The organism is Metabacillus dongyingensis (assembly GCF_019933155.2).
Lineage (GTDB): Bacteria > Bacillota > Bacilli > Bacillales > Bacillaceae > Bacillus_P > Bacillus_P dongyingensis.
The window spans coordinates 166,657-187,499 of record NZ_OK052578.1; the positions used below are offsets into that span (position 1 = coordinate 166,657).

Annotated in this window: 19 protein-coding genes and 2 pseudogenes; 15 read left to right on the forward strand and 6 right to left on the reverse strand. The window is 35.6% G+C overall.

Annotated elements, in window-relative coordinates; all coding sequences use genetic code 11:
• Positions 1 to 42: 42 nt before the first annotated feature.
• Complete coding sequence (locus K8L98_RS25570; protein ID WP_243551605.1) at positions 43 to 1,839, reverse strand: BlaR1 family beta-lactam sensor/signal transducer; 1,797 nt, start codon at positions 1,837 to 1,839, stop codon at positions 43 to 45.
• An 8-nt stretch (positions 1,840 to 1,847) separates the two neighbouring features.
• Complete coding sequence (locus tag K8L98_RS25575; RefSeq protein WP_243551607.1) at positions 1,848 to 2,228, reverse strand: BlaI/MecI/CopY family transcriptional regulator; 381 nt, start codon at positions 2,226 to 2,228, stop codon at positions 1,848 to 1,850.
• Between the two features lie 832 nt (positions 2,229 to 3,060).
• On the opposite strand from K8L98_RS25575, the gene bla reads away from it, so the two are divergent.
• The 10 genes and pseudogenes from bla (at position 3,061) to K8L98_RS25625 (ending at position 11,952) form a co-directional block, all read left to right on the forward strand.
• A complete protein-coding gene (bla, locus tag K8L98_RS25580) occupies positions 3,061 to 3,864 on the forward strand; it encodes a subclass B1 metallo-beta-lactamase (RefSeq protein ID WP_243551610.1) in 804 nt (267 codons plus the stop codon).
• A 717-nt stretch (positions 3,865 to 4,581) separates the two neighbouring features.
• Positions 4,582 to 4,974: a hypothetical protein gene (locus tag K8L98_RS25585; RefSeq protein WP_243551612.1), complete on the forward strand. Its 393-nt coding sequence runs from the start codon at positions 4,582 to 4,584 to the stop codon at positions 4,972 to 4,974.
• Between the two features lie 40 nt (positions 4,975 to 5,014).
• Complete coding sequence (locus tag K8L98_RS25590) at positions 5,015 to 5,308, forward strand: hypothetical protein (RefSeq protein WP_243551614.1); 294 nt, start codon at positions 5,015 to 5,017, stop codon at positions 5,306 to 5,308.
• Positions 5,309 to 5,888: 580 nt separating this feature from the next.
• Complete coding sequence (locus K8L98_RS25595; RefSeq protein ID WP_243551616.1) at positions 5,889 to 7,514, forward strand: FAD-dependent oxidoreductase; 1,626 nt, start codon at positions 5,889 to 5,891, stop codon at positions 7,512 to 7,514.
• A gap of 54 nt (positions 7,515 to 7,568) precedes the next feature.
• The gene (locus tag K8L98_RS25600; RefSeq protein WP_243551618.1) at positions 7,569 to 8,123 is read left to right on the forward strand and encodes a Rid family hydrolase; all 555 of its coding nucleotides are present in this window, start codon (positions 7,569 to 7,571) and stop codon (positions 8,121 to 8,123) included.
• Between the two features lie 27 nt (positions 8,124 to 8,150).
• Positions 8,151 to 8,372: a twin-arginine translocase TatA/TatE family subunit gene (gene tatA, locus K8L98_RS25605; RefSeq protein ID WP_243551620.1), complete on the forward strand. Its 222-nt coding sequence runs from the start codon at positions 8,151 to 8,153 to the stop codon at positions 8,370 to 8,372.
• Between the two features lie 57 nt (positions 8,373 to 8,429).
• A complete protein-coding gene (gene tatC / locus K8L98_RS25610) occupies positions 8,430 to 9,152 on the forward strand; it encodes a twin-arginine translocase subunit TatC (protein ID WP_243551622.1) in 723 nt (240 codons plus the stop codon).
• A 215-nt stretch (positions 9,153 to 9,367) separates the two neighbouring features.
• Complete coding sequence (locus K8L98_RS25615; RefSeq protein ID WP_243551624.1) at positions 9,368 to 9,985, forward strand: NUDIX hydrolase; 618 nt, start codon at positions 9,368 to 9,370, stop codon at positions 9,983 to 9,985.
• Positions 9,986 to 10,192: 207 nt separating this feature from the next.
• A pseudogene (locus tag K8L98_RS25620) lies at positions 10,193 to 10,744 on the forward strand (IS110 family transposase); the annotation flags it as partial.
• Between the two features lie 407 nt (positions 10,745 to 11,151).
• Complete coding sequence (locus K8L98_RS25625) at positions 11,152 to 11,952, forward strand: phosphotransferase (protein ID WP_243551627.1); 801 nt, start codon at positions 11,152 to 11,154, stop codon at positions 11,950 to 11,952.
• A 384-nt stretch (positions 11,953 to 12,336) separates the two neighbouring features.
• On the opposite strand, the gene K8L98_RS25630 is transcribed toward K8L98_RS25625, so the two are convergent.
• On the reverse strand, positions 12,337 to 13,317 hold the full coding sequence (locus K8L98_RS25630) for an aldo/keto reductase (RefSeq protein WP_243551630.1): 981 nt from the start codon (positions 13,315 to 13,317) through the stop codon (positions 12,337 to 12,339).
• A gap of 266 nt (positions 13,318 to 13,583) precedes the next feature.
• On the opposite strand from K8L98_RS25630, the gene K8L98_RS25635 reads away from it, so the two are divergent.
• The gene (locus K8L98_RS25635) at positions 13,584 to 13,994 is read left to right on the forward strand and encodes a GNAT family N-acetyltransferase (protein ID WP_243551632.1); all 411 of its coding nucleotides are present in this window, start codon (positions 13,584 to 13,586) and stop codon (positions 13,992 to 13,994) included.
• 418 nt (positions 13,995 to 14,412) lie between these two features.
• Here K8L98_RS25635 and K8L98_RS25640 read toward each other — a convergent pair whose 3' ends face one another.
• The 3 genes from K8L98_RS25640 to K8L98_RS25650 are packed head-to-tail and all read right to left on the reverse strand — an operon-like array spanning position 14,413 to position 18,094.
• On the reverse strand, positions 14,413 to 15,525 hold the full coding sequence (locus tag K8L98_RS25640) for a Ger(x)C family spore germination protein (RefSeq protein WP_243551634.1): 1,113 nt from the start codon (positions 15,523 to 15,525) through the stop codon (positions 14,413 to 14,415).
• On the reverse strand, positions 15,525 to 16,613 hold the full coding sequence (locus K8L98_RS25645) for a GerAB/ArcD/ProY family transporter (RefSeq protein WP_243551075.1): 1,089 nt from the start codon (positions 16,611 to 16,613) through the stop codon (positions 15,525 to 15,527). Before K8L98_RS25645 ends, K8L98_RS25640 begins: the two co-directional genes overlap by 1 nt.
• Positions 16,610 to 18,094 carry a spore germination protein gene (locus K8L98_RS25650; protein WP_243551077.1) on the reverse strand — a complete coding sequence of 495 codons (1,485 nt, stop codon included), beginning with the start codon at positions 18,092 to 18,094 and terminating at the stop codon, positions 16,610 to 16,612. Before K8L98_RS25650 ends, K8L98_RS25645 begins: the two co-directional genes overlap by 4 nt.
• 276 nt (positions 18,095 to 18,370) lie before the next feature.
• Here K8L98_RS25650 and K8L98_RS26960 point away from each other — a divergent pair.
• The 4 genes and pseudogenes from K8L98_RS26960 to K8L98_RS25665 form a co-directional block, all read left to right on the forward strand.
• Positions 18,371 to 18,703, forward strand: a pseudogene (locus tag K8L98_RS26960) (CBO0543 family protein); the annotation flags it as partial.
• Positions 18,704 to 18,942: 239 nt separating this feature from the next.
• Positions 18,943 to 19,374, forward strand: coding sequence for an SRPBCC domain-containing protein (locus tag K8L98_RS25655; RefSeq protein ID WP_243551079.1), 432 nt, complete (start codon positions 18,943 to 18,945; stop codon positions 19,372 to 19,374).
• On the forward strand, positions 19,325 to 19,717 hold the full coding sequence (locus K8L98_RS25660; protein WP_243551081.1) for an ArsR/SmtB family transcription factor: 393 nt from the start codon (positions 19,325 to 19,327) through the stop codon (positions 19,715 to 19,717). Before K8L98_RS25655 ends, K8L98_RS25660 begins: the two co-directional genes overlap by 50 nt.
• 128 nt (positions 19,718 to 19,845) lie before the next feature.
• Entirely contained in the window at positions 19,846 to 20,286 is a 441-nt protein-coding gene (locus tag K8L98_RS25665) for an SRPBCC family protein (protein ID WP_243551083.1), read from the forward strand.
• Positions 20,287 to 20,843: the final 557 nt, after the last annotated feature.

Consider the following 20,843-nt stretch of genomic DNA (forward strand, 5'->3'; position numbering starts at 1 on the left):
GAAGCGTAATAGGAAAAACTAGATGTAAAATCATTTCTATCTTCAAGAATCCGATCGATAAATACCTTCCTTCTCCAATAAGGAAAGTGCTATCTTTGCAGCAGAGCTTCCGCCTGCCTGCTTTTCACCTTGAATATGAACGGCAAAGAAAAAAGTATTATCTATAGTTTCTACATAGCCCACAAACCAACCTTCGATAAATTCTCCATTTAAATCTAAGGTTCCCGTTTTTCCAGATAAAAGATTACCATTTGATTCTTCTAAAAGTAAGGAGTCTTTCACAGTTTGAATATTAGCTGGTACAAAAGCGAATTCATTATAATAAAACTTTTTCAAAATTTCGACCTGTTCAACTGGAGAAATTTTTAAGGATTCATCTATCCAATAATTAGATATATTGCCTGATAAATCACCATTTCCATAATTTATCTGTTCATAGTAATTTTGCAGTTTCCTTTTCCCCATTTGTTGATCAAGACTTTGAAAATACCAAGTGACGGAGCTCCCCATAGCAGAGAATAAATCTTGGTCTCGATTCCATTCTTCATATGGCTGTTGAGTTCCATCCCATGTCATTTGAGAATTGTTGCTTGTAATAATCCCAGATTCTAGCGCAAACAATGCACTGAATATCTTATATGTGGAAGCTGGAGCGTATCTTGTTGTACTTTCTTCTTTATTATATATAGTATGTTTTTTTGTTTTTGTATCATAAAGTACAAAACTACCTGAATATTCACCAAAAATGCTATTGTAATCTTTGTTCACTACATTAGTATTAGAAAAATGTATTTCTTTGTTCCCAGCTAATACAGATAAAGACGGGATACTAATCAAGATAATCGCCAGAACAATGATGAATACTAGAGCACTTTTTATCTTTAGCAGATGTGGTTCTACTTGGAAATTTGCGATCTTAACAATCCGCCTTTTTATTTGTTTGTATGAGCTGCTGATTTCCGAAGCAGCTAACAAAGATGATGTTCGTTGAGAAAGAGAGGCAAATCTTAATATAACCTCACCATATTTGAGATGTGATTCCTCATCTAGCGTTTTTAAAACTGCATAATCGCAAGAAATCTCCATCTCTGTTTTCATTTCTCTTAAGAAATACCATAGGAGAGGATTAAACCAATAAACAGTTCTAGACAGACACATGAAATAGTTTACTAGCATATCTCTCCGTTTACAGTGGAACAACTCATGAAGCAAAACACATTTCATCTCGTCAGTAGAAAGTGTTGATATATCCTTTGGTATGACAATATATGGTTGGAAAAGTCCAAAGGTAATGGGTGATTTTATCAATGAGGAATATCCTAAAACAATCTTTTTATGGATATGTATTTCCTCTTTACATGTATTAAAAAGTGTTGATAACTCTAAATTTTCAACTTCTTGTAAGTTCTTTTTTATTTTGCTAATTCTCAGATTGCTATATAAAGTGGCTGCAAGCATAACAATCATTCCTGCTATCCACACTATGAAAAAGACAGAAGCCATCATTTTGAAAGATGAATGGTCAACTGACATCGAAAAATCTTGTAGCCAATTTGCACTTTGAACAGTCTCGTTCGTTTTACCTGAAAAATAGATAGTAGATAATTTTGAATGACTTTTTCTTAAGTTTATTATCCAGTCAAAAAAAGAGTTTGTGTTTAGAAAATGCAAGGGGATAAAAGGAACAAGCAATGTTAAAAGAGAAATCACACTGATATGATAATTGGTGTTTACAGTTATTTGGTTCTTTAATATTTTTTTTATGAATACAATGATGCAAAAAATCACAGACAATATGATATTACTGATAAAAAAGAGAGTAAAGAAAGAACTGCCCATGTTATTTCCTACTTTCGGTTCTTTCGTTCTTCCAAAATTTGGTACAACTCGTTAATTTCATTATCTGATAACTTATCATTTTCCAAAAAGTTTAATACCATAGAGTTAAGAGTACCATTATAAAAACGATTTAAAAAACTAAGGCTCTCAATTTCTAGATAATCACTTTCAGCTACATTTGCTGTATAAACAAAAACACGGCCTTTCTTAGAATGATTCAGGGCACCTTTTTTTATTAGCCGTAACAACATCGTCTGAATTGTTTTAGGGCTCCATTTACTTGTTTTAGATAACTTTTCAATAACCTCATTGGTATTGATGGAAGGATGTTTCCAGATTATTTTCATAACTTCTAATTCTGCTTCTGAGATTTGGGGTATTTTTTTCATATAAACCATCCTAAACTTACAATTGTAATAATTATAGTATATTGTTCGTATTTTAAGAAGTCAATGAATTGAAATAATAAAGCAAAAACATTTGGCATTAAATACATATGTAATATTTAATGCCAAATATGTGCCTCGATAGTTGCAGATGATAAGATAAAATTCCCGAAATGTGAAGACAGTAGAGCTGTAGAGTAAGACAAGGATATAAAGTGCGACCCGCGTGTCTGTAGGAAGCCGGTGGCATAATTTAAAAGTTTCTATCCTTATACTCTTTTTACCTCTAAAACTTACAAATGTAGTTATTAGGATTATCATAGTTATCACTTCCAAATATGAGTGAATAATTTGGTGGGTTTAAAAGGATTGACTTGAAATCTTACACGTGTAATAATTAAAAAATTACATATGTAAGATTTATTGTTCAAAGAAGGCTCGTTTACTTGTTCTTCTTGGAATAACAAGTCAAGGAATGTGAGGGGAGAAACGAATGTGTTAGATAAATCTTAAATAATACGAAGTAGAAATTCATGGATTGATAGAGTTACAGGTTGCTTCTAGGAGGTGATCATTCAAGTTTAAGGGGAAAATCAATGATGAAGCTACTTTCTTCAAACGAATTCTATTATGGGAAGAAATCGAAAGGCATGATTCAGGAATTTAGAAACTCTTAGGATCCTAAAAAAGAAATAAGTTTTCTATATTTACTTTTAAAGCTGTTGAGGAATAGGAATGTTGGAATTATAAAGGAGAACCCGACAGATACTTGATATTTTGTATTGGTAAGTGTGTAAAGAGTTGTTGAAATCCAATTTAGAAAGGTGAGATTCATTTGAAAATCAGCAAGGGATGGATAGGAAAAGTTGTGTTTAGTTTGTTACTAACATTATCCGTTGTTATGACATCGTTTAATTATCAAACGATTGCTCAATCAGAAAATTCATCTCCCACTCAGATTACCAATCCAGATAAGACAATTGTATTAACGAAATTGAATGACAAAGTATGGACACATACATCATATAATGAGTGGAATGGCACAACCTATGACCACAATGGGTTAATCGTTTCTACTTCCAAAGGATTAGTCCTGATTGATACAGCATGGGGGAACGACCAAAAAACTGAAGAGTTATTAAAGATGATCAAAAAACATTTGAAGAAAAAAGTTGTTCTGGCGCTGATTACTCATGCGCATGATGATAGCATTTCAGGCATTCGGGCGTTACTGAATCAGGGAATTGATGTACGTAGTACACTTTTGACAGCAAAACTAGCTAAAGAATATGGTTATCCTTCGCCCAAACCGACACTTGATGTAAACCCAGTGATGAAAGTAAGCGACACAGTAATTGAAGCTTTTTATCCTGGCGAAGGTCATTCGAAAGATAACATTACTGTTTGGCTTCCCCAATATAAATTATTATTCGGTGGATGCCTCATCAAATCATTAGATGCAAAAGATCTTGGAAATCTTTCTGATGCAAATGTAGAACAATGGGATAACTCCGTTAAAAAGGTAATCGAAAAATATCCACATGTCGAAACAGTTGTACCTGGACATGGGAACTGGGGAGATAAGGGCTTACTCTTCCACACAATTGATCTGATTAAACAACATACCCATAATAGCTAAACGAAACTATCTTAACTTATGTTTTAAAAGAACTCGGTGTTTCATTGGTTCCTAAAATGTTAGGTAGAGACATTTAAGATCTCTCTTTATGAAGCAAGAAACTGCTGTGTGATAAGTAATACGGAAATCTCCTTCTTAACACAAACTTGAGAAGGAGATTTTTTTATCTAAAATAGGTACTCATTTGGTATTATTGTTATGGTACCCAAATAATGTGAAGCGACGGTCGCAGGATGAGTTTTGATCGTACATGCAAATGGCCAGCAAAGGTAAACCCCAGACCCAGAACGCATCGACATGCCTCTGGTCACCATGGATCGACTCGATGTCCTTCGGAACGCTAAAGTCATCCCCGGTGTTCTTCAGCAGTGTAACACACAGAACTTGGCGCGGCAGGCATCCGTCCTCGTGCTCCGGCATGCAGTGCGTTCTGAGCAACCTTTAGTGAGGAGCACCTAGGGCGTAGAAGATGCCGAACCTTTGGATGTGGCACTGCGCAAAATGGAATTCAAATATAATTTAGAATCTGATTATCAGCGTATAGGTGAAGAGCTCATTGGGATTGAATATTAATTCGTCCTTAGCAGGACAATTGCATTTTGACGGAGAGATCCTAGCAAGATACGTACGTACGGTGTGGCCGTCAACGCAAAACAATGAATATAGCACGCAATAGTTCTACTATGTATTAAAATTTACGCTATAGCAGGTGAGTGAATGGAGAAATATGTATTATCAAAAACAATCGCCATTGTCTTAGGGGCATTAACGATCATTGCTACGTTAGGATATGGCTTTCTTTTTTTACTGGGTACATCCTTAGGGCAAGCCCTCCATTCCAATATTGATACATTGGCAACTAATAAGCTTACTTTATTGATTCTTATTAGCCTTCTCATTGTCGGCGTAATAACCGGAGCAGGTTCTTTTGGATTAAACTGGAATGTATGGAGAATCGTTTACTGTGGGTTCTGTTTGGTACTTGGAATTTGTCTTCTTGTTACCTTTTTTATTTCTATGGGAGCAATAGGAAGCACATTTGAATTTATGATTTTATGTATTAGCATGATGTATTTTTGGATGGGCTATTTAGTGAAAAAGAAAAAATAAAAGTTAGAGGGTTAATTAGATTTATGTTGGTGATTTAGTAGTGATATATTCCAATGTACCTAATCAAATCAGAGCAAACAAACTGAATGGCTATAACAAGCTTAGTGCTAGGTACTGGCTTTACGGATTATTCCTTTTCTTGGATGTTTTTTTCTCCTGCTTTGGCGATCTATCTTTTAGGGTTGAAGTAACAGCAAAACGAAGATATGGCACGGACGGGACATACCGGACGAACCAGAAATCGAAAAAATTAAATGATTTCAAGAAAAAGAATAAGAGGTCAAAAGGGAAGCAGCCATTTCTTGGCTGCTTTTTATTGTTCCTTTCCTTTTGAATCCGAATCGTAAAACAGCGCAAGCCGACTATATTTCCAGCCGGCAGGCACCTGAACCTTTCCGAGGGAAAAGAAAACGGCGAGGCAATCGGTCAAGTGGTACTTTTTTAAGAGCGCACGCAGCAAAAAACTTCAGTGCTCATCCTTTGACCAATTGCCTATTCGTGTTTTTTGATCTACTTGCAATATTATCGCCAATCTTTGAAGCTGTGTTCTTCTTTTGCTGGACAAAAGCGATATCTTCGTTTTGCGGCAATATTTCCGCCAAAGCCACTGCAGTACAAAAGAGCTAAAATACAATGCCCATGAGAACAATTTTGGGATTTGGAATCTTTCAACATTGTTTCAAAAGCTTGCCGACTTTATGTCAATAGTACTCTCGGTCTTTATGACGAATTTTTGAAATGGCTGCCCAAGTTTCTGAATGCAAACAAAATAACGTGTAAGGTTTTATTACAAAAATATACACTTATTAAAATTTTAGGTATAAGTTATATCTATCAAAACAAAGTATGTGAGATTTTATTACATATACCTTTTTTGAATAAGGTAAAACTATTAAAACAAAGGGGAGTAATTTATGGAAAAAAACAAAGAAAAAAGCTTAACAAGGAGAGATTTTCTTAACCATGCTGGTAAAGTCGGCGGAGCAGTTGCAGTTTGGGGTGCGATGGAATCTTTAGGTTTATTAGGGAGCTCAATGGTAAGCGCAAAAAATTTCACTGCTCCTAAAAAAAGTGATTTAGCAATAAAAAATAAAAATGGTAAAAAAATTATCATTTTAGGAGCAGGAATTGCTGGAATGGCTGCAGCTTATGAATTAGGTAAAGCTGGATATGATTGTAAAATATTAGAAGCAAGAAACCGTACAGGCGGTCGAAATTGGACAGTAAGAAAGGGGACTACAGAAACAGAAATTAATGGTGTAAAACAAACATCTAATTTTGATAAGGGACAATACATGAATGCAGGACCTGCCCGTATTCCACAGAATCATGTAACAATTGATTACTGCAGAGAGCTAGGTGTTGAACTTGAAGTATTCGCAAATTCAAATGAGTTCTCATACTACTATCAAGAAAATGCTGGGCCTCTGTCTAATCAGAAAATTCGAAAGGGTACTTTGAAATCTGATACCCGAGGCTATATATCAGAGCTGTTAGCAAAGGTTGCAGATAAAACAGCGTTAGATTCTCCTCTTTCAAAGGATGATATTGAAAGATTAAGAGCTTATTTAAAGAGTGAAGGGGATTTATCTGCAGATTATACTTATAAAGGTTCAAGTCGCCGGGGATATAAGGAGTTACCTGGCGGAGGTCTTCAGCCTGGTACAAAAGATACCCCATATGCCTTTAAGGAGCTTTTGCAATCAGGGATGATGAATAACATTAGTGGCGATTATAGTTTTACTCAACAGCCAATGATGTTTCAACCTGTCGGAGGGATAGATCAGATTCCAAAAGCTCTTGAAGAAAAGCTGCATGGGCAGATAACATTTGGAGCTGAAGTTCAAGAGATTAGACAATCAGCTGATGGAGTTCGGATTGTCTACAAAACAAAAGAAAATGGAAAAACAAAAGAAATAAGAGGGGATTATTGTATTTGTACCATTCCACTCCCTGTATTGAAAAATATCCCGGCTGATTTTACAGCACCAATGAAAAATGCTATTAGGAATATCGAGTATGCAAAGACTGGAAAAATTGGTTTTCAGTTTAAAAATAGATTCTGGGAGCAGGATGACCGTATTCTCGGCGGGATTACAACAACAAATATGGATATTTCACAGATTTGGTATCCATCGAATGACTATTTAACTCAAAAAGGTGTCTTAATTGGCTACTATAATTTTGGTCAAAATGCAATAGATTATGGAAATCTGTCGCTTTCGCAAAGACATGCTCGTGCTTTATCTCAAGGAGGAAAAATACATCCTCAGTTTGCTAGAGAGATCGAAAATTCCTTTTCTGTTGCATGGCATAAAATTAAATACAATGAAGGCGGATGGGCTGAATACTCCTCATCGGATCGGGAAAACTACTATCCTGTATTAAATGAGCCGCAAGGTCGAATTCATCTTGCTGGGGAACACCTCAGTTATTTAACTGGATGGATGGCAGGTGCTTTTGAATCAGCAAGAATTGTAGTCAGCCGAATTCATGAAGAAGTATTAAAAGAAGGTAAGGCATCATCTATAGCTGGATAAATAAACCAAAGGTAGTTAATAATCGATGATTTATAAATAAAAGGAGCTGACTTTATGAAAAAACCTATGAAATCAGTCATTGCAACTGCTGTTTTAGGTATAAGTTTAATCGCAGGATTCTCTTTTGCTTCCGCAGGCAGCGAAAAAGATGATTTGAAATCAGATAAAGTAACGTTCTTTGGTTCCCCAACTTCTTCAATTTCCAGTTCAGTTGCTGTACCTCAACATTATAACCGGTTATCGTTTAGTGGAACAGTTCCTCCTCTTTTGAATAAGGATGGAAAAACTACTTATGAAAGATATGGCGATACAGAAACGCAGGCAATCGGAATCTTAGAGAAATTTAAAGCGGATTTGAAAGCAAAAGGACTTTCCCTCGCTGATGTAATCTATCTGCGTGTATATGTCGCGCCAGATCCAAACAAAGGAGATATACCAGATTATCAAGGATGGTTTGATGCCTATGCACAGTTCTTTAATACAAAAGAAAATTCAGTGAAAACAGCACGTTCAACAGTAGGTGTGGAAAGTCTGGTTTCTCCCGATTATCTAATTGAGATTGAAGCAGAAGTAGCCTATAAAAATAACAATAAATCAAAATCAAAATAAAAAGTTAGACGAAAGGGGTGGATGATTATGTTTCAAAATATCGGTGTTCCAGGCTTAGTTATCATTCTTATCATTGCACTTGTAATTTTTGGTCCTAAAAAATTACCTGAAATCGGTCGGGCCTTTGGACGGACTTTATCTGAGTTCAAGAGTGCAACAAGGGAGATAATTGATGAAGATAAAGAGGAAGAGATAAAACCTGAGTTAAAGACTGTTAAAAAAAATGAAGATAAATCAGCAGTCTCATAATGAATATGTAGGCGGGGAAACTCGTCTACTTCTTTTTTGATAACAGGAGGCGTCACCATGAAAAATAAAGATATCCAACTCATTGAACATTTGGATGAACTTCGCCAACGAATTATCAAAGTTTTGTTAGCATTCATACTCTTTTTCGTTGGTGCGTTTATTTTTGTCCAGGATATTTATAATTGGTTAATTAGAGATCTGGATGAAAAATTGGCCGTCCTAGGGCCAAGTGATATTTTATGGGTGTATATGATGATCTCATGTGTATTTGCTATAGCGGCAACTATTCCTGCAGCTGCCTATCAGACATGGAAGTTTATAGCTCCGGCGCTGACAAAAGACGAGAGTAAAGTCACTTTACGGTTTATCCCAGGATTATTTATTTTGTTTATTATCGGAATCTGTTTCGGGTATTTTGTACTGTTTCCAATTGTGTTAGGGTTTTTAATGAGTTTGTCCGCGGGGCAGTTTGAAACGATGTTTACGGCAGATAAATATTTCCGGTTCATAATGAACCTGACTTTACCATTCGGCTTTTTATTTGAAATGCCGTTGGTAGTGATGTTTTTAACGAGACTGGGGATTCTCAATCCAGGAAGGTTGGCTAAAGCGAGGAAACTCTCCTATTTTGTCCTCATTATCGTGTCAATCCTGATTACTCCTCCTGATTTTATTTCAGATATCCTGGTCATTATTCCTTTACTGGTTCTTTACGAATTGAGTGTCACTATTTCCAAGTTTGTTTATATGAAGAGACAGGTCAACGAAGTCACAATGTGACACCTCAAAGTGCTTTGGTGAAACTAGATCACTACGATGCTTTTTGACTTTTTCCTATAGATTGTTCATGACTTAAAAGCCATAATAAAAACACCGTGAGATAAGCTTGTGAAGAAATGTACTTAAACTAACGAAGCAGGATTGATCAATAAGAAATTATCGACTTTTATACTCCATATGGTAATATTAGGTATTATCAAATTGGTGGTGATGTTATGGAACCTAAGTGGCTTGAATGGGCGAAACAACTTCAATCCATTTCACAGGCAGGATTGACTTATTCAAAAGACGTTTACGACTTAGAGAGATTTGAATTAATAAGAAATATAAGCGTTGAAATATTGTCACAACATACAGATATGGATAAGAAAGTAATTAATGATTTATTTGCAAATGAAACAGGTTATGCAACACCTAAAGTAGATATTAGGGCTGTGGTCTTTAAGGACAATAAAATATTATTGGTCAGAGAAAATACTGATGGTTTTTGGTCGTTACCTGGTGGTTGGGGTGATATTGGATTAACTCCAAGTGAAGTCGCAGTTAAAGAAGTAAAAGAAGAATCAGGGTTTGACGTAAAAGCTACCAAGTTGTTGGCTGTACTTGATAAGAAGTGCCACCCACATCCTCCTTCTCCTTATCACGTTTACAAAATGTTTATCCAATGTGAAATTATTGGTGGGCAACCAATGGAAGGTATAGAAACAAGTGCAGTTGAGTTCTTTGCTGAAAACGAACTACCACCGTTATCAATAGCTAGGAATACAAAAACACAAATTGAGATGGCTTTTAAGCATTTGCATAATCCCAAAGAAACCGTCTATTTTGATTAAGTCTGTTTAAAAAAATCCGTCCTGTTCTTCAATTAACGAAGTGCTTTACTTCAATAAGGAGTAAGGCTTTTTTTATTGCACTAACGAAGCAGCATTCCTGTAATAACTGAAAATGAGATTTGAACGAAAAAAGACCTCTTGATAAGATGAATGTGTCCTGAGCTGGCCAGCTAAAAAGGACAAAAACATCTATTTGGAGGCCTCACAATGAATTATAACCAAAATCATAAGATCTCTCAAATCACTTCTGAAACCTTAATTGTCGGGGTAGATATCGCCAAGCATAATCATGTCGCGAGAGCACAAGATTTTAGAGGGTTGGAACTAGGTAAAACGTGTTTCTTTGAAAATACGAAAGAAGGATTTCAATCGTTTCTAGATTGGATTGACCAACTAGTAAAAGGGTGTAAGCTAAACCAAGTGATTGTTGGCATGGAGCCAACCGGTCACTACTGGTTAAATCTAGCTCATCTTCTGAAAGAGAATGATATTAAGTTCGTATCTGTAAATCCACTACATGTTAAACGAAGTAAAGAATTAGATGATAATTCACCTACAAAGAATGACGTGAAAGATGCAAAAGTCATCGCACAGTTAGTCAAAGACGGAAGATACGCCGAACCAACAATTCCACAAGGTGTTTATGCAGAACTCAGGGTGGCGAAAAAATTACGCGATCTTCTCAATGTTGACTTACAGATCGTTCAGGGACAAATTCATAACTGGCTTGATCGTTACTTTCCCGAATTTATTCGACTAACGGGTCAGGTTAGTTGAACATGATACTTTTAATTGTTCAAGAACGGAATGATGTATTCTTTTGGGGTATTGAAAATAGACAGAATACTTTAATAAATAGCTAAAATCATCTTTATTTATTTAGCAATCTTTGGTAATATCTAAAATAGAGATGTAAAGAAAGGGGAATCTATATTACACATGTGGATTACTTTGAAATGATTAGTTAATTGGATAGAGAGACGATGGCGATTCCTATTGTTAAGGATACGTTTATTTGTCTATCTTAAATCATTCAAGGGATTCATGGTGTGGACAATTAAATTCCCATTACCAAGCAGATACCTTTGTATATCTGCTTTTAATTATGGGTAAAAATACATCTCTATTGGCACAATCATAGCGTCCCTATTTTTGGGGGAATTTAAATGACAAGTCAGTACGAAAACGAAGAAATACTAACAGGAGGAAATGTCTCAAACGTATATCGTTCGGAAGATACTGTTCGACGAGAATTAAAGCCTGATAGTGTTAAAATTCATAAATTATTGCAGCATTTGGAAAGTAAAGGCTTTGATTATGCACCGAAGTTTTTAGGTATTGATGAAAAAAATAGAGAGATATTATCATTTATTGAAGGAGAAGCTGGTAATTATCCTTTAAAAAAATATATGTGGTCTAATGATGTTTTAAAAGAAATAGCGAAAATGCTTCGTCTCTATCATGATGCTGTGAGTGATTTTCCGTTATCTGATGAATGGAAACCGATGGATAATACTCCAGAAAAAATGGAGGTTATATGTCACAATGATTTTGCCATATACAATATCATTTTTAATCACGAAAAACCAGTAGGTATTATTGATTTTGATGTTGCTGCTCCTGGTCCAAGACTTTGGGATATAGCCTATACTCTTTACACTTGCGTTCCTTTAAGTAGGCTTTATCACTCTGAAACAGGTGAGGCGGTTTATTATGATGCATCGACTGATGCCGACCGTATCAAACAAAGAGTTAAATTGTTTTTTGAATCTTACGGCATCGAGGGAATGGAAGAAGACTATTTAGAGATGGTATTGCTACGATTAGATGGATTATGTAAATACATGATAAAAAGAGCGAGTGAAGGTGACATTGCTTTTCAAAAGATGATGGACCAAGGACATCTTGAACATTATCAAAAAGAAATTAAATTCATTCGTAAACATGGAAAAGAGTGGGTTTACTAAAAAATTTGAACTAAATGAATAGTAATAGCGTTAAGCCTAGCAGGTTTGACGCTATTTATGTTAATGTTCTAAAGGGGCAACATTCCTGTAATAAATAAAGTTGAAAAAAGGCAAGTTTGTGAAGAAATGTACTTAAACTATAGGGTGCTTTGCTTTAATAAGGGCAAGGCATTCTTTATGCTAATGCAAGGCAGTTTAGTTCAATAAGAGGATAGTCATCATAAAACAAGATTTATATATTGTAAATTCAAAATTAGGCAAAAGAACGACCATTCCTATTCTTCATAGGAATGGTCCAAAACAAATTGTTTGAATTTTTTAGTTGCAGGTGATAAATCCGGTTTTTCTTCGGTTATTAAACAATGAGCTGTTGTCACACCATTCTTAACTAAAACCAATTATAGGGTGGGGTACATATGGTTCTTCTAGGAACGCGATTTCTTCAGGTGTCAGCTTTACCGATAGAGCGCCTACCGCATCCTCTAGATGAGACATTTTTGTAGAACCGATAATAGGTGCTGTGACCGGTTCTTTCTGCAGCAGCCAGGCAAGTGCAACATGAACACGGGGAACGCCGCGTTTATATGAGATTTCTGCAACCCTCTCCACGATCAATCGATCGGCATCCGCAGTTGCATCATATTTAGATTTTTGAACTTGATCGGTTTCGGAACGATGCGTTGTCTCCGACCAATCACGAGTCAATCTCCCTGATGCAAGCGGACTGTAGGGAGTCACCGCAATTTTTTCTTCCTTACAAAGTGGCAGCATCTCTCTTTCCTCTTCACGGTATATAAGGTTTAAATGATTTTGCATCGACACAAACCTAGTCCAACCGTTTTTATCTGCTACATGCAATGCCTTTTGGAACTGCCAAGCATACATAGCAGAAGCACCAATATACCTTGCCTTGCCTGCCTTCACCACATCATGCAATGCTTCCATCGTTTCTTCAATAGGGGTAGTGTAATCCCAGCGGTGGATAATGTATAGGTCTACATAATCGGTTCCCAGCCTCTTCAGGCTCTTATCAATTTCGCTCATAATTGCCTTTCGGGAAAGACCTGCACCATTTGGACCTTCATGCATCTGTCCATGTACCTTCGTGGCAAGTACAATTTCATCACGGTTGGCAAAATCCTTTAGAGCCCGTCCTAGGATTTCCTCGCTTGTTCCTATTGAATACACATTCGCGGTATCAAAAAAATTAATTCCAAGCTCAAGCGCTTTTTTGATAATCGGACGACTTTTCTCATCATCAAGTACCCATTGATGAATCCAACGTTCCGCTACACCGAAGCCCATACAGCCAAGGCAAAGCCGGGAAACATCCAAGCCGGTATTTCCAAGTTTCACATATTCCATTTGATATTCCTCACTTTCTACAGATGTTCTATAGCAAATCTTTCTTTCCTAAGTATTGATGACTTTAATTAAATTGTTGTTTCATCTTTATGTACTTCTATTATGCAATAAAAGGAAAATAGACTGTTATCTCATTCGTATCAAATGATTGCCTAATTTTCTCACAAGCACTAACGAACAGATGAATATGCCTTATAATGGAAATATCAAAGATGGAGGAATAAGGAGGGGCTTGTGCTAGTAGTGAAATTGAAGGAGGCGTTAGTATGACAATCACATTTGAAGAAACTACCCAACTAGAAGTTCAAGAGGTCAAAGCATTATATGATGATGTAAAATGGACATCCTACACTAGTGATATGCCCAGGTTGATGGAAGCAATGAAATCCTCTTTGAAGGTTATCGCTGCTTGGGATAATGAAAAATTAGTAGGATTAGTAAGAGTGGTCGGAGATGGAAGGACAATTATATATATACAGGATATATTGGTGTTAAGGACATATCATAAAAAAGGTATTGGCTCTCAGCTTCTCAAGTTAGTGTTATCAAATTATAATGACGTGAGACAAAAAGTATTATTAACCAATGATGCAGCAGATGTAAGAGCATTTTATGAAAAACACGGATTTTCCTCGTGTGATAAGGGTGATCTAGTCTCATTTGCAAAATTTGATTAAGCATTGCTTATTAAGCAATCGGGGGCGATTGCAGCCCAATGCGATAGCTCCCTTTGTAGTGGTTTAACCGTTAAAAGAAAAATTTAGATAGGAAGGTTTTATGCAGAAAGAATACACACAAACTTATACATACTTTGGAATAGAGAGCAATACCTGGAGGCATTTTCAGCTTCCCTAAATGTTAATGTTCCTATGAGATCGGGCAGCATCACTGACATCCACCTCATGGAAAGGTTGGACGAAGGAATTATGGAGCATAGACTCTGTGAGACATGGGAGGGTTGATTCTCCATGAAACATGTGGACATCCAACTGTGCAGCCATAATTTTGATGTCTAATTAAAATAAAACATGATGAAATCTTAAGAAAAAGCTAGAAGCCCAGAGTTATTCCTTTCTTTATAGAGGCAGTTTAATTTTAATAAAGAGTTCCGGTATCAATAATTTTCACTTTGATTTCAGGCTTGATTTTAACGTTTTTATATTCCTTTTTCCAATCGACTTTTTTCCAAAGTTCCGGATAATTACTTTCAATATTTCTTCCAATGCTCAATACATCTGAGTTAGATTCTTGGAGTGTTTTCGTAATAAGTTCTGCTTGTTGTGTTAACTGGGATGATAATTGTTTATCCAATTTTTTTATGTCAACGGCTTTATTTGAATGATGTGGATTACTTGATATATTTGCTGAAATCGAAAGTTTCATTGAATATGTAATTTCCTTACTGATTTCATTAACTTCCGCCTTAACTCGTCTCTTTACTTTTGACACACGAAGGGTTAATGGATTGATTCTTGCATCTTTATCTTTTATTTGCAATTCTATATTATTCCTTTTATGAAGTTTATCTAATAAGAGCATCAATATTGGTGCTTCTTTATTAGATATAGATAACCCAGAGTATTTCCCGCCATTGAAAAATGCTAAGCCAGCCATTTTTATTTTTCCTTGAGTTTTCTCTACAAATGGAACCATTGTATCTTTACCCGGATCATTCATATCTGACCATAGGGAAAATATAGAAACCTCCGGTATGACGCTAGAAGATTCAGCACTTTCAATCATTTGCAGAATTTCAAATGCAATCGGACTCATTTCTTTTTCAGTGGAAAGAATATCGACTCCACTCCCTTTCCCTATAATCACTTTAGAACTTAAGTAGGCCCTTTTTGACCGATAAAAAGGTTCGAGCAGCGGGATAATACCTTCTTTTGCGATTTCTTCTCCTATTATGACAATATTTGCTTTGCTGGTATCTAATTGTCCCGAAGTCATCATATTGATGCTTTGACCAATTTCATTTGCTGACAAACCCTCCGAACGAATAAGTTCGTCAATTGCTTCAAACTGCCCTCCACCTTTATTGACAAGTCTTAATACACGTACTGTACCTAATATTTTTCCATTTTCGCCTTTATCAAAACTTATTCCATTTACTAGTGCTTTTTTTGCTAGTCTCTCTTGATCCCAACAACCGGTTAATACTAAACATATAACAAGACATTTTAGTAAAAAAACACCTTTTCGCATTACACATCATCCACTTCTTGTTTATTAAAGATATATGACACTAATAAAAGAAATAACGGAAGTCCAAAAGCAAAAATGTAACTTAAATACTTAATCAGTTCGCTTAACTTATTTAGAAGCAAATCGTCTACTGGAATCAGGGTAATGCAAAAAATCAATATACCATTTGCGACTACTAATTTAGAGTAAGATTTTTTTTGTTTACTGATGCTTTTACTCGCCATAAAAAGATAAGCAACGACTGATGTCGTCATAGGAACAATCCAAATGGATATAAAAATTAAATCCAGCCTATCAATTAACTGATAAGATAATCCTCTGAATATATAGAGGAGAGGTTCTTTTATTTGTTTAATTATAACCGGACTAAAACTTATTAAAGTGGTAAAGACAAAAAAGGTATAAAGAAAAGTGATGGAAAGATTGCCAAGGGATATCGTTTTTAAGTATCCTTTTTCCTTATCTTGCACATAAGGATAGGTCAGCAATAAAATTTCAAATCCTAACATAGAGATTAAAGAATCGCTTGATCCTAGCACAATGTTTTTAATACCAGAGTGACCGATTGGACGTACATATTGAAAATCCAGTTCATGAGTGAAATTTAAAACGGAAAGAATAATAATTATTAGTATGAGAAAAGAAGCAAGGGTAAAAAATCTAGCTATTATTTTTATATCATCAATGGCTAAGTAAACACTTGCAATCATAATTAACAAGGAGATGGTCCATGACGGGGTTAAAGGCAGCAGCCATGTATTTATCAAATTTACAATGAAAATGACAGCAAAGCATGCAGTTAAGACAAAATACATATAAATGGATATGTTCAGGATTTTGCCTAAACCTTTACCTACGATCTTTTTTGTAAATTCAGTGAGTATAAGAGTTGGAAACCTTTTAAGCAATAACCAATAAATAACAAGTATAATTTCAATAAATATACCTGCAATAATGGTTGTTATCCAAGCATCTCCTTTTGCGGTTTTTTGCGTAACGGATGGTAAAGATAATACACCGATTCCCATTTGACTTTGGATCATAACAAAATAAAGCTGGGATTTGGTAATTTTGCTCTTCATATTCATTTTTTCTTCCACACCCTAGAGTACCATTGTTGTTGGATAAACTTTGGCTTTGAATCGGTCGGCCGGTTGTTTAGCATCCAAATCGGAAATCTTATGAATGAATCTTTTAATTCTTTTATCTTTAATGGAGATAATGGAGAAAAATAGGGTGAACCAAAAGATTCTAGCTTGCTTAAATGGATAAACAATAGCATAAACATCATTACAATCCCAAAGAACCCAAATAACGCTGCAGCAACCATCATCGGAAAGCCTAATAACCTAACACTCGTACCCATTTCTTCTACAGGTATAACAAACGATGCAATAGCTGTAAATCCTATGACAACAATCATTGTATTAGAAATTAAATTAGATTCTACTACTGCTGTTCCAATGACCAATCCGCCAACTATACCGATCGTTTGAGCAACTGGAGAGGGTAGGCGAATAGAAGCTTCTTTCAGTAATTCAAGGATAATTTGCATAACCAATGCCTCTAGAAAAGGAGGAAAAGGGACGTATTCTAGGCCAACTCTTACTGTATACAGAATACCGATCGGAAGTACTTCAGAATGAAACGAAACAATAGCGATATAAATAGCTGGAAAACTAATTGCGATAATAAAACTAAAAAATCTTATAAAACGAAGAGTGGAACCTATCCACCAACGGGTAGTATAGTCATCTGAAGACTGGTAAAATGCAAAAAAAGTAATAGGAAGGATTAATACTCTTGGATCACCATCCACTAGTACAGTTATTTTCCCTTCATTTAAGTAAGAAACAACCCTATCTGGTCTTTCAGTATTCAGTATTTGTGGAAATGGAGAAAAAGATGTATCCTCGATAAGTTCTTCGAGACTGCCTGAAGATACCAGGAGGTCTATTTTTATAGTTGATATCCTTTTTTCTATCTCCTCAGCGATTGTTCGATTCACAAGTTGATCTATGTAAATAATTGCAATTTTGGTATTTGATATATTCCCGACCTTGAAATATTTTACCTTTAAAAGCGGGCTTATAATCCTTTTACGGATAAGATGAATATTTGTATGTAAACTTTCAACAAATCCCTCATGAGAACCTTTAGTCGTTTTTTCATTCATAGGTTCCTCTATGGAACGTCCTTGCGATTTTGGAACAGAAGCCATATAAACGAATGATTGGTTTTCCTCCAAAATAATACAATAACCCAGCATTAGACTGCTGGTGATTTCAGTTAAATCAGTAGACAATTGAAATTTTGAACCTTTTGCTAACTGTTCAAATGTTTCTATTTTTTGTTGTAACAGGGGTTCAATGATTATATCGTTTATTATTTGTTCCTCTATCATTGAATCTAAATAAATTAAAATGCATTTTTGAGCCTTGAAAATCAAGTCTTTTACCATTAAGTCATCAGTTTTGCTCATTGTTTCCTTTATAAGAGAAATATTTTTATTTAAGTCGTTTGTTATGTTTTCCATGGTAAATGAATTTTGCATACCCAGGTTATTCAATTCTTTTCACCCTAATTAATATTTTCCTTTATTTTGCACAATATTAACGAGCTTATTCCATTCAATAACTTTGGTGGATTGCTGCCACTAGGACAGGTTTGTATGCGGAAAATGGCATCGAAAGCAGACTGCTTTGTCTTGTAAATGGCTTAATTGAGGAAGGGTATTGGGATATTTTACAACAAAAAAAAATACCCTTTTTCATTGGGACTTTTTTTATCACTATTTTTTACAATCATACCCAGCAAATAATAGACGCGCTGTACTTTCCTTTCTTCGATGCTTGATTTTTTAGGGGTGGCATTTGGAAAATGGTATTATACCGGAAAAGTTATTCCAACTATACCTTCTTACATCCCTTGGGATTTTGTGCTTATACCTGTGTTTGTCATGTTTTTAATTCAATTTAAGCCTCATTGGTCCCCCATTTTAAAAGGAATATTATTTGCCGGAGTTAGTTCATTTGTTGGAGAACCATTCTTTAAATGGTTAGGCTTTTACGTCGAATTAGAATGGAGTCCCTTCTATTCTTTCCCTATTTACATTGTTATATATTTGATAAGTTCTAGACTAAGTAAAGTAAAAAGTTTTCAACCTATTAAACAATAAGCTGTCATTACAACACAATAAATTAAAACTAATTATTCGATGCGGTACATAAGGTTCCTCTAGGAACGCATGGTTGCTATACGAAGAATGTATATCTGTTGGTGTTCAAAATCTTATAGCAAGGAAAGTAAATATTTTGGGTTAATACTTTACTCCTAAATGTGCAATCTTAAGGTTGCACATTTAGAGCAATATGTGCTACCATTTGGTTGCACATATTAAAGTGAGGAGGAGCAGTAATGGATAATGATCGAATTGAAAGAGATATTTTTATTAACGCATCTCTCCAAACGGTATGGGAGTTAATCAGTCAACCTGCATGGTGGGTGGGTGATGCACCAGGTCCGGACAATGTACAGGTCGATGGATCACGTGTGGTGGCGGATACGAAGTACGGCAAATTCCCGGTGTTGATTGAACAATCAGAACCGCCAAACTACCTTGCATGCCGGTGGGCAAGTACATTTCCCGGAGAGGATCCACAAGAAGGGAACTCTACGCTAGTTGAGTTTAAATTGACTGCAAAGGATGGGGGAACTTTGCTAAGTGTAGTTGAAAGCGGCTTTTCTAACCTTGTTCTATCCGGGATAGAGCGAAGTAAATTCTATAAAGAGAATGTTAATGGCTGGGGGATACAAATGGAAGTATTGCGGAAGCGTGCTGAGCAATGAATTGGTGACCACAGACAGGAATAATTTCGAAAATGTATTGATTGCATTAGCAGACCCAACTCGCCGTCAGTTGCTTGACCTCATCGCTTTAAAGGGACAAGCTACAGCAACAACCTTGTCAACTACTGTATCTGTATCTCGTCAGGCAGTTGTCAAACACCTAACTGTCCTAAAGGATGCTAGGCTTGTATCCAGCATCCGTGTTGGGCGGGAAGTAAGATATAAAGTGTGTCCACATCAACTATCCCTAACAGCAGAGTGGATGGCAAATCTAGCAGCAGATTGGGACAGACGATTGGAAAGGATTAAGCACATAGCAGAAACAAAAGATAACTCTGATTAGACGTAACAACACATATCACTTGCTATGGAAACATCAAAACCAACATATCTTCAATGATCCGGAATTAAAATGATAAATTTTAAAGCACAATTGAACATACATTAATTGATAAAAGGATGATAAAAATTATGAATACACAAGTAACAACTAAAATAAAAATTAACAAACCTGCCAATTTGGTCTTTGAAGCATTCGTATCCCCTTCAAAAATCGGAAACTATTGGTTCTCATCAAGTTCAGAAAGATGGGAGAAAGGCAAGAGGATTACATTAAGGTATGATGAGTACAATGCAGAAGGGGTTATAAATGTGCTCGAAATCGAGGACAATAAGAGAATAGTGTTCTCTTGGGGAGAAGAACATGGTGAAGAAACGGTGGTTTCAATTATTCTAATAGAGGATGATACAAGTACAATTATAGAAGTAAATGAATCAGGACTAAAAGAAGAAGACCCAGAGATTGTGGCAAAAATGATAGGACAAAAAGAAGGTTGGGTATATACATTAACTTGCTTAAAGGGATATTTGGAAAACGAAGTTAATAATTTGAGAGCTTCATTAATTCATTAATAAATGAGGATAGAAGTAACATGCCCCTCATTGATGGATGGCAAAATATACTGTTATTGAAGTTTTATCTTTAAGAAGCTGCTATTTAATTAAACGTTTGTTTAATAATATAAGTTGAAAAATGAAGATTTCTTTCGTTTACCTATGAATTAATAAAGCTTATTTTATCTATTAATTTAGCGGCTGCACTACAGACTGATCAGAAAATAAGGAGTATTTTTCTGTCATTCTGTATGTGTCGCTTCGGCAATAAATAGCTGATAACTAAGATCTGTATGGCATAAGTCAACATGCCGCAGGTTCCTGTTCTATTTTCGGAAAGCCGCCGTACCGGACGAATCGAAAGCGAATAATCAGAGGATAACTGTTAAAAAATAATAGATTGCATAGTAAGCAGCCATTCAAGGCTGCTTTTTATTGTTTTTTCCCTTTTGAATCTGATTCGTAAATCAGCGCAAGCCGGCTACACCTCGACCCGGCAGGAGAGATGAGGAAACTTATAGATATATCTTGGCAGTGCAGCAATAGATTTTGGCGAATATCTCCAAAACTGTATT

Coding starts and splice junctions, on each gene's coding strand:
- K8L98_RS25570 (WP_243551605.1), bottom strand. CDS start 1,839: ATGGGCAGTTCTTTCTTTACTCTCTTTTTTATCAGTAATATCATATTG.
- K8L98_RS25575 (WP_243551607.1), bottom strand. CDS start 2,228: ATGAAAAAAATACCCCAAATCTCAGAAGCAGAATTAGAAGTTATGAAA.
- K8L98_RS25585 (WP_243551612.1), top strand. CDS start 4,582: ATGGAGAAATATGTATTATCAAAAACAATCGCCATTGTCTTAGGGGCA.
- K8L98_RS25595 (WP_243551616.1), top strand. CDS start 5,889: ATGGAAAAAAACAAAGAAAAAAGCTTAACAAGGAGAGATTTTCTTAAC.
- K8L98_RS25600 (WP_243551618.1), top strand. CDS start 7,569: ATGAAAAAACCTATGAAATCAGTCATTGCAACTGCTGTTTTAGGTATA.
- tatA (WP_243551620.1), top strand. CDS start 8,151: ATGTTTCAAAATATCGGTGTTCCAGGCTTAGTTATCATTCTTATCATT.
- tatC (WP_243551622.1), top strand. CDS start 8,430: ATGAAAAATAAAGATATCCAACTCATTGAACATTTGGATGAACTTCGC.
- K8L98_RS25615 (WP_243551624.1), top strand. CDS start 9,368: ATGGAACCTAAGTGGCTTGAATGGGCGAAACAACTTCAATCCATTTCA.
- K8L98_RS25625 (WP_243551627.1), top strand. CDS start 11,152: ATGACAAGTCAGTACGAAAACGAAGAAATACTAACAGGAGGAAATGTC.
- K8L98_RS25630 (WP_243551630.1), bottom strand. CDS start 13,317: ATGGAATATGTGAAACTTGGAAATACCGGCTTGGATGTTTCCCGGCTT.
- K8L98_RS25635 (WP_243551632.1), top strand. CDS start 13,584: ATGACAATCACATTTGAAGAAACTACCCAACTAGAAGTTCAAGAGGTC.
- K8L98_RS25640 (WP_243551634.1), bottom strand. CDS start 15,525: ATGCGAAAAGGTGTTTTTTTACTAAAATGTCTTGTTATATGTTTAGTA.
- K8L98_RS25645 (WP_243551075.1), bottom strand. CDS start 16,613: ATGAATATGAAGAGCAAAATTACCAAATCCCAGCTTTATTTTGTTATG.
- K8L98_RS25655 (WP_243551079.1), top strand. CDS start 18,943: ATGGATAATGATCGAATTGAAAGAGATATTTTTATTAACGCATCTCTC.
- K8L98_RS25660 (WP_243551081.1), top strand. CDS start 19,325: ATGGCTGGGGGATACAAATGGAAGTATTGCGGAAGCGTGCTGAGCAAT.
- K8L98_RS25665 (WP_243551083.1), top strand. CDS start 19,846: ATGAATACACAAGTAACAACTAAAATAAAAATTAACAAACCTGCCAAT.